General features: G+C 35.0%; 7 protein-coding genes and 2 pseudogenes. 6 read left to right on the top strand and 3 right to left on the bottom strand.

Annotated elements, in window-relative coordinates; all coding sequences use genetic code 11:
* Positions 1-1,167: 1,167 nt before the first annotated feature.
* A pseudogene (locus tag FC62_RS07740) lies at positions 1,168-1,557 on the top strand (Dps family protein); the annotation flags it as partial.
* Positions 1,520-2,098: a tyrosine-type recombinase/integrase gene (locus tag FC62_RS07745; RefSeq protein WP_075362795.1), complete on the top strand. Its 579-nt coding sequence runs from the start codon at positions 1,520-1,522 to the stop codon at positions 2,096-2,098. The pseudogene FC62_RS07740 and the gene FC62_RS07745, both read left to right, overlap by 38 nt.
* A 187-nt stretch (positions 2,099-2,285) precedes the next feature.
* Here FC62_RS07745 and FC62_RS08495 read toward each other — a convergent pair.
* The 3 genes and pseudogenes from FC62_RS08495 to FC62_RS07755 all read right to left on the bottom strand — a co-directional run.
* Positions 2,286-2,357, bottom strand: a pseudogene (locus FC62_RS08495) (toprim domain-containing protein); the annotation flags it as partial.
* Positions 2,357-2,974, bottom strand: a complete 618-nt coding sequence (locus tag FC62_RS07750) for a recombinase family protein (RefSeq protein ID WP_056946811.1) — start codon at positions 2,972-2,974, stop codon at positions 2,357-2,359. The gene FC62_RS07750 and the pseudogene FC62_RS08495, both read right to left, overlap by 1 nt.
* Positions 2,975-3,037: 63 nt before the next feature.
* Positions 3,038-3,409 (bottom strand): DUF3021 family protein, encoded by a 372-nt coding sequence (locus tag FC62_RS07755; protein WP_012477193.1) that lies wholly within the window; start codon positions 3,407-3,409, stop codon positions 3,038-3,040.
* A 217-nt stretch (positions 3,410-3,626) separates the two neighbouring features.
* Between FC62_RS07755 and amaP the strand changes: the two genes are divergently transcribed.
* The 4 genes from amaP to FC62_RS07775 are packed head-to-tail and all read left to right on the top strand — an operon-like array spanning position 3,627 to position 5,220.
* Positions 3,627-4,187 carry an alkaline shock response membrane anchor protein AmaP gene (gene amaP / locus FC62_RS07760; protein ID WP_056946814.1) on the top strand — a complete coding sequence of 187 codons (561 nt, stop codon included), beginning with the start codon at positions 3,627-3,629 and terminating at the stop codon, positions 4,185-4,187.
* Between the two features lie 11 nt (positions 4,188-4,198).
* On the top strand, positions 4,199-4,384 hold the full coding sequence (locus tag FC62_RS07765) for a DUF2273 domain-containing protein (protein ID WP_003596522.1): 186 nt from the start codon (positions 4,199-4,201) through the stop codon (positions 4,382-4,384).
* Between the two features lie 27 nt (positions 4,385-4,411).
* A complete protein-coding gene (locus FC62_RS07770) occupies positions 4,412-4,954 on the top strand; it encodes an Asp23/Gls24 family envelope stress response protein (RefSeq protein ID WP_056946817.1) in 543 nt (180 codons plus the stop codon).
* Between the two features lie 14 nt (positions 4,955-4,968).
* Positions 4,969-5,220: a GlsB/YeaQ/YmgE family stress response membrane protein gene (locus tag FC62_RS07775; RefSeq protein ID WP_003680323.1), complete on the top strand. Its 252-nt coding sequence runs from the start codon at positions 4,969-4,971 to the stop codon at positions 5,218-5,220.
* Positions 5,221-5,347 lie beyond the last annotated feature (127 nt).

A 5,347-nucleotide genomic window follows, 5' to 3' on the forward strand; every position in this document is an offset into this window, starting at 1 on the left:
AAATCAAGGTATTATTGGGAATCCCAGCTTAAATCATAGATACCGTAAGGGATTTTATTCTTTATTTAAAACTTTGCAACAGAACCTTTACTTTTATCTAAAAAATAGAAAGAGGTGCTAAATCAGCCTTGTACTCATGGTTAATCGTAATATTAGTTGTTTTTTTTCTCATAACAATTGATTTTTTATATTTATGTGACCATATAAATGATACTATCATTGAAAATGGCTATTTTAAAAACATTCTTACAATTATTATTTCAATTTTATCTAGTTGGTTCATCTCCAAATATTTGGGCCCTTTTTTTCTAAATTTCACTTCAGAAGTTGGAGTTACCAATTCATTCGGCTTTATATTAATAATTGTTGCATTAATAGGCTTTTCACTCCTATTCAACGCTGCAAGGCATGACATTGTAACTAGGAAAAAAACTGTACAGCAGGCTCAAAAAAAATACTTCAGACACAATCAAGTCCTAACTTTTTCTATGGTTCATTACGTAATCGGAATAAGTAGTGTTGTAATAGTTAATAGCATTGTATATTTACCAATCTTCCTCGACTTTTTAATTCCGATTCCCAAAAGTTACCCTGGTAACGTTGAAAAAATTGAACTCCAAGAATTCATTACTTTTATTATTACTCTTGTAATGCCTTTTTTAATCATAGTTTTTACCCCCTTTTCTTTGAAAAAATTACTCTCCCATTTCAATAAATAGGGTCCATTATCTAGTATAGACCCTATATATTCATAGCCCCTTTCTGTTTGGTGTTAAAGTATTAGTCATCGATGTCATGCACTATCTTGTTTAGCTCCGTTTTGATGGAACTGGAAATATTTTCTAAATTGAAATGATTATATATTTCTTTATCCTTAAGCATCCTTTTTTGTGCCTTATTTAATTTACACTCATTGTTACCCACTACCCATTCATCCTTTCTACGTATAAAGGGGTTTGCGCACTTTCCTTTAACGCGTTTTGAACATCTTCATAAGGTAAATAAAATTCAATTGTAGATTAATTTTACAATCTTCCATATAACGTCTCCATCTTTTCAAAACGACTTAATTCTACGGGCTATAAATAACTTAATTTGCCAGTGTATAACGTTTCAGATTAAGCTACCACTAAGTTATAATAACCATATCGAAAGGAGACCAATCTAATGAAATATACGAAAACCAAAGCAGTATTAAATCAACTCGTTGCCGATTTGAGCCAGATGTCAATGATTATCCATCAGACGCATTGGTACATGCGTGGACCCAACTTTTTGAAGTTGCACCCCTTGATGGATGAGTTCATGGAAGAAATTGACAGCCAACTCGATGTCATTTCTGAACGGCTGATTGCGCTTGATGGCAGTCCTTACTCCACCTTAAAAGAAATGGCCGAAAACACTAAGATTCAAGACTGGCCTGGTGAATGGGACAAAACAACCCCAGAACGCCTCGCACACTTAGTTGATGGCTATCGTTACTTGGAAGACCTTTACCAACACGGCATTGAAGTATCCGATGTTGAAAAAGACTTCAGTACCCAAGATATTTTCATTAGATGAACAAGAAAGGTTACTAAATCAGTTTAATTTAAGATACATTACACCTCAAAGAAATCAAACAATGATTCAGCTTCTTTTAAATACAGGGTTAAGATTGGCAGAACTAACAAACCTTAAATGGAATGATATAGATCTAATGACGGGACAATTAAAAGTAGTTGAAGGAAAAGGATTGAAAGATCGAATCCTCTGGCTAAATGAAGAAACCCTTAGTATGTTAGGGAAATGGAAACAAAGGCAGTTTAAAGAGTGGGGTAGGAGCGATTTAGTCTTTACTACAAGGACTTTACATTCACTTGATGGAAAAGCTGTTAGAAGCATGATTAAGACCTATTCAGACAAGGCAGGAATAAAGAAGCACATTACGACCCATAGTTTGCGACATACCTTTGCAAGCGATCTATTAAGGGAAACAAAGAACCTTAGAATCGTCCAGAAGGCTCTAGGACATGCTGATATATCTTCTACACAGATTTACACCCATATCGTTGATGAGGAGCTAGAAGAAGCATTAAAAGCTTTTAGAGGCAGATAAAAAGTTATAGAGTTTATTTTATCTCTTTCAATCATTCAGTCTTTCAGCCGACAAGGTCGGACGATTCTTTTTGTTTTAAATATTAGAACTGTTAGTAATAAAGATGTCTTGGTTTTGAATGTCCTGTTTTTCTATGTCCTGTTTTTGGGGAAACGGTAGCTTTGGCTTACTTTCAATAACCAATTTAGGTGCTTTGTTTTAAAGCACTTGCGTAGGCTAATGCCTGGCTTGGCTTTTCAGCTAAAATAACCGTACTCATTAACTATCCCTCTTTTCATTGTTTTTTCTTTGATCTACTGTCACGTTATATCTTGATCGATACCTTCTAAACGTTCGGCGATTAATTCCAGTTTGTTCTTCAACTTCTTTATCGGATAAACCATTCAAAAATAAATCAAAAGCATGTTTTAAACGTGGATCATTTTCTTTAAATTTATGCTGACGACCCTTGAATTTTCCTTTTGACTTAGCTATTTCAATTCCTTGGGCTTGTCGTTCTTTAATACGTTTACGTTCAGATTCAGCTTGATACTTATATAATTCAATCACTAAATTATTAATCAAACGCCTTAAATTTTCATCTTCAATCCCTGTCATGGAAGGAAGGTTCAATACTTCCAGGGTTGCCCCCTTAATTTGAATTTGATTCATCAATTCTGTTAATTCTTTATTATTTCGTCCTAATCGATCTAATTCAGTAACAATAACAATATCCCCTTCACGAATATAGTTAAGCATAGCTTGTAATTGTGGGCGTTCGACCGATTGACCGCTTGCTTTGTCTGAAAAGACCTTAGAAACGCCCTGTAACGCTTGTAATTGCCGATCTAAGTTCTGTTCTTTGCTACTTACTCGTGCATACCCTATTTTAGTCATTAATATCTTTCCTTTTTTAAAAAAAGTTTTTTTAAATTCCACAAGCAAATATATAAGCTAAACTTACTTATTTAGTAGCTTTCCAAAAATAAAAAATGAAATTATCCATAAAACAACGCCAACTACCAAGAAGATCGCCAATAACTTTAAGAAATCAAAGATATTTGACAATGGAAACCACCCACTAATTATCAAACAAGGAAAAACTGTTATCAGCATTACAAAAAAGTGAATAATAGATTGCTGTGTTAAAGTTAAATTATCAATCTCATAAATCACGCTAGCAGCTGAAACTAATGTAATAATTATTCCTACTAGGAAAGTACTTTTTATTTGAAATGAGTTCAACTTCTGATAAACCATTATTAAAGATATTCCGCTCATAATTACAAAGGGAATAATTCCCCTTATGATTGCATCTATAATATATTTCATTTTTGACACCTCCACTCTAATTTTGCCCAACTTAAATGTCCTATTTTCTAATCCCAGTATACCACAAAAAATCAATACTTACTAAAAAGGACAATCAAGTATACCCTAGTGGCTAGATTGGTTTAGTCAAACAAAAATATTAATTGGTTCCTTATAAGAGCATATAATTCCATCATCACAACTGTCCTGCTATAATTATGGTAAAGGTGGTGATGATTTGCGATTTATATTTAAGGCATTAATAGTAGTTGTTATTATCCTTGCATTTCCTTTATCCATAGTTCTTGTCTTTAAAAATTGGTCAACGGCCATTGGTACTAGTACACCCATGTCATTAAAGCTTGGTTGGTTGGAGCAGTACGAACCGATATACCTCTTTTGGAGTGGAGTAATTCTGGCGGTACTGTTAATTATTTTTTTGCTTATCACACTTTTTTGGCCACGGTCACAATCATTATATCTTCATCAGAAGTCTGATGGTCAAGTGACCATCAGTAAGAAAGCTATTGAACATTTTGCGCTTTCAGCACTTCAACATGAACCCTTTATTGGCAACCCCAAGGTATCATCTAAGTTATCACGAAAAGGGATCACACTTAAAATATCGGGTGATCTACTAAATTCAGTCAATGCCAAGCAACAGACTGCAAATTTTCTTAATCAATTAAAAAAAGATTTGCGTATTTGTCTTGGAATTTCTGAACAGAAAAAAATTAAAATCAGACTCGTTGATTTTAATGAGTTGGACGCTAATGTGCATAAATCTCGAGTTGTCTAGGAGGTGATATCGTGACCGAACTCATTAAAGCCTATTTTTGGCCACTAATTGGTGGAATTATGGGATTGCTCTTAGCGGTCCTTATCATCACTTTTGGATTTTTCAAGACGCTTTTTGTTTTGATTTTTATGGCAATCGGGATTACCGCGGGTTATTATATTCAAAAAACTGGTATCTTAACAAATGTTTTTAAATAACTGTTTGAATTATAAGGAGGAAAAATTATGCAGAATGGAACGCCAAGTGAGAAAACAACAACTAACGAAAAGTCTGGTGTTAAAGGTAATTTAACATTTGATGATAAGGTTATTCAAAAGATCATTGGTATCGCACTTTCTGAAGTAGATGGCTTATTAACCGTAGATGGCGGCTTTTTCGCAAATGTTGCTGAAAAACTAGTTAATACTTCAGATGTCACATCAGGAATTGATGTAGAGGTTGGAAAAAAGCAGGTTGCAGTGGATCTCGACATTGTTGCTGAATACGGCATTGATATTTCTAAACTGTATGACAAGATCAAAAATGTTATCGTTCGGGAAGTAAAGAATATGACCGAATTAGAAGTAATTGAGGTAAATGTGAATGTTGTTGATGTCAAGACAAAGGAGCAATATGAAAAAGATTCGACTTCTCTGCAAGATCGCGTGAGCGATGCCACAGACAAAACGAAGGAAGCCGTCAGTAAGGGCGCAAAGAAATCGAAGGAAACATTAGGTGACAGCGTTGATAAAGTAACGTCTGACAATAAATCTAGTCGTGTTAAGTAAGGGAGTGAGTAAATATGGGACTTATATGGTCATTAATCGTCGGGGCAATCATTGGTGCCATTGCTGGCGCAATCACTAACCGTGGTGCTGCTATGGGCTGGATTGCAAACATTGTAGCTGGTTTAATCGGTGCGTGGATTGGTCAAGGGCTCCTTGGCACTTGGGGTCCTTCGTTAGCTGGCATGGCATTGATACCATCGATCATCGGGGCAATTATTTTAGTTCTGATTGTTTCATTAGTTGTTGGTCGAACCAGTAAAAAGTAAGGGAGTGAGTAAATATGGGACTTATTTGGTCATTAATCGTTGGGGCAATCATTGGTGCCATTGCTGGCGCAATCACTAACCGTGGTGCTGCTATGGGCTGGATTGCAAACATTGTAGCTGGTTTAAT

This window comes from Amylolactobacillus amylotrophicus DSM 20534, from assembly GCF_001434555.1.
Classification (GTDB): domain Bacteria; phylum Bacillota; class Bacilli; order Lactobacillales; family Lactobacillaceae; genus Amylolactobacillus; species Amylolactobacillus amylophilus.

What these genes read in the sequence shown, in the direction of transcription:
- FC62_RS07750 (WP_056946811.1), bottom strand. Translation starts at nt 2,974, where the DNA reads ATGACTAAAATAGGGTATGCACGAGTAAGTAGCAAAGAACAGAACTTA.
- FC62_RS07770 (WP_056946817.1), top strand. Translation starts at nt 4,412, where the DNA reads ATGCAGAATGGAACGCCAAGTGAGAAAACAACAACTAACGAAAAGTCT.
- FC62_RS07745 (WP_075362795.1), top strand. Translation starts at nt 1,520, where the DNA reads ATGTTGAAAAAGACTTCAGTACCCAAGATATTTTCATTAGATGAACAA.
- FC62_RS07755 (WP_012477193.1), bottom strand. Translation starts at nt 3,409, where the DNA reads ATGAAATATATTATAGATGCAATCATAAGGGGAATTATTCCCTTTGTA.
- FC62_RS07775 (WP_003680323.1), top strand. Translation starts at nt 4,969, where the DNA reads ATGGGACTTATATGGTCATTAATCGTCGGGGCAATCATTGGTGCCATT.